The sequence below is a fragment of the Nostoc sp. genome, assembly GCF_054880495.1.
On record NZ_JBTYKD010000196.1, the window covers coordinates 1 to 2,570 of the forward strand.

4 protein-coding genes are annotated in these 2,570 nt (G+C 45.3%); all 4 read left to right on the forward strand.

From position 1 onward, the window contains the following. Positions 1–185 precede the first annotated feature (185 nt). Positions 186–380 carry a hypothetical protein gene (locus ACYTXL_RS18590; RefSeq protein ID WP_461926039.1) on the forward strand — a complete coding sequence of 65 codons (195 nt, stop codon included), beginning with the start codon at positions 186–188 and terminating at the stop codon, positions 378–380. 12 nt (positions 381–392) lie between these two features. Beyond that, entirely contained in the window at positions 393–1,064 is a 672-nt protein-coding gene (locus ACYTXL_RS18595) for a hypothetical protein (RefSeq protein WP_461926040.1), read from the forward strand. Between the two features lie 32 nt (positions 1,065–1,096). After that, positions 1,097–1,315, forward strand: a complete 219-nt coding sequence (locus tag ACYTXL_RS18600; protein WP_461922558.1) for a hypothetical protein — start codon at positions 1,097–1,099, stop codon at positions 1,313–1,315. Between the two features lie 338 nt (positions 1,316–1,653). Beyond that, on the forward strand, positions 1,654–2,570 hold a 917-nt coding region (locus ACYTXL_RS18605; RefSeq protein WP_461926041.1), incomplete at its 3' end, for an IS110 family transposase.

Below are 2,570 nucleotides of genomic sequence, written 5' to 3' on the forward strand. Positions count from 1 at the left end.
GCGATGCCGATGCTTACGTTAGCATTCTCCGCCAGGGGGGTGGGAAATTTCAGGTAGTTTTCGATCACCCAAGCTTACCATAGCTCAAAAGCGATGGCTCCGCCCGCCGCAGGCATCGCGTTGTTTAGGGGCGCGATCGCTGCTAAAAAAAATTGATTCAAACAAGTAAAAAATATCACATAAACATGAAAATCGAAACTATTACTTACAAGCGAGTCAAAAATTTAGGAAACTACCAGACTGAAACGATCGAAATGACGGCAGTCTTAGATCAGTACGATGACCCAAGCGTTGTTAGTCAGGAACTTCGGGAACTGGTGAAGAATCAACTTTTCCCGCTTTCCCCTGCGCTGGTTCCCACTGAAACTGATAATTTTTAGGCGATGCACATTATGACCAAGCATGACACTTGGGTGAAACTCAAGCCCGGTAATCCTTATGAGCCAATTTTAGATTTATTTCCAGACGGGATGATACCGATGCGCGACCCGTTTCCCTTGGAGCGCGTGACCGCAGATGATGGCGAACAAGTGGTGCTGTGGATTGTTGACTTAAATCGGCTCAAAAGTTCTCAGGCAACTGCCATTTCTCAACTGATTGCCAGTGTTCGCAACGCCAATTCACTTGAAGTTGCACAAGAGGCAATGTCTCAGGGTGGCTTTGCAATGAAGCATGAGTGGATTGATTCTATGTTATGCGGACCAGAAGGCTTTCAAAGGCAAAAGGAACTTGCTGACTTTTTTGAAACTGCACCACAGCCACCTAGCGCCCGTGCATATCGAGAATTTTATAACAGTCAACACGAGCGCTGGATTGAAGGGGATGAAATGCCACCGCCAATTGACTCCATCGAGGACGTTGACCCGCGCCTCAGAACCCCAGAACTGGAACAATCTTTAACTAGGAGAAAAATTGAGTTTGCGATGGGGCAGGGTAACTACTCAGTTCTTGATGTACTAATGGGTCGAGCGTTTACCGATGCTCTTAACATTATTGACCCAGAAAACTCATATTCATTAGTTGGATATGATGACGAATTTGAAGATGAGGATATTTATGAATAATTTAACAGACTACTTAGAGGATGTTGGAGACTATGAGTAATTCATCCGTTGATGATTTCATTTATTTGCCCAAAGATATATGCATTCTCAATACTTTGGCGATGGGAATAGCTATACAAATACTTGCCAAAACAACGGGGGAAACCAGAGAAGCATGGAAGCACTATATAGGGAAAAAAGCTGAGGAGCAGCAACGCCAATTGTCTGCTAAAGAAATTCAGCAAATAATTGAGAAACTTAAAAGCTTATAACCGCCTGATGAATCGCAAGTGCGATCGCGCTTGCTTCAACTAGCGCGGGCTACCTGACACAGTGGCCGAAACGACGGGTATATAGCCCGTCGTCGCGGGTTGTGTCCAAAGCATCCGCAAGTTAGTTAAAGAAAGTGCGGCGTTTAAAAAGAATTGCGCCCCTCAATTGTGGCGTTCATCTATTCATGCGTAGCCTTTCTCTAATTAATTCCCCCGAATGCGTTTACTCCTGAATCGCGCCCCTCAAGTGTGGGGCGTTAGGGTGATTCGTGCGCTATTAGTTCGGGACATTCAAGGGATGCCAGTCCCTCAAACCATCACTCATGCATTGCAGAACCATGAAAATAGAATTAACAATCTTGGGGATTGATGTTAGTAAATCAAGTATAACCACTCATATTTTAACACAATACCCAATCGGCGGATTACAGGCATACTGGAGTAAAACAAGAAATAAAGCATCTACTTTATATCCGGCTTTCTACTCCAATCCTGATGCTAGGAAAAAACAGAAATCAGCCTTTGATTTTGCTGATTATCTAGCAGAAATCAAGCCAGATTACGCAATATTGGAGCCAACCGGAAACCACTATTCAAGACTCTGGGCATCCATCCTTAATAAGCTAGAAATCAAAATTCTCTGGGTGGGTCACGTCGAACTCAGACGTTACCGGGGTGGTAAAAACCTCCCCAATAAAAGCGACCCTGCTGATGCTTTAGCAATGGCCGCTTACGGTCACGACCCAGATCATCGATTAGAGACAGGCGATCTAAACCTGAGATACTTTCTCATGCACCGCCCCGAACCCATTGATGAACTCCGGGATTTGTGCCAGCAACTCGAACACCTTAACCGTGTGCAGTCGCCGATCGTAAATTACGCTAGACAGCTTCTAGCTTGGCAATTCCCAGAAGTCGCTCACACCAGGAGTACATCTAGCAAGGCAGGATTTCTCCCACCGCTCTGGGCATGGTTAGCCAAGAGGCTCGAAATTTCTCCCGCCGGGAAAACCAGAATCGAAAATCGCTATAAAATATCCATTGCCAAAGACTACGGAATTGAAATTGACCCAATTCTGGAACTACACGCCCAATGGATGTGTGACATTTCACTCTATGAGCAGCGCTTAGAAGCAAGAATCAGTGAAATGCTCTCCGAGTCAGCGTTCAAGCCTTATATGAGCGTGTTTGATAAATTCGGTTTTGGGTTACGGGTGCGATCGCGTTTACTCACCAGGATTTATCCCTTTGAGTC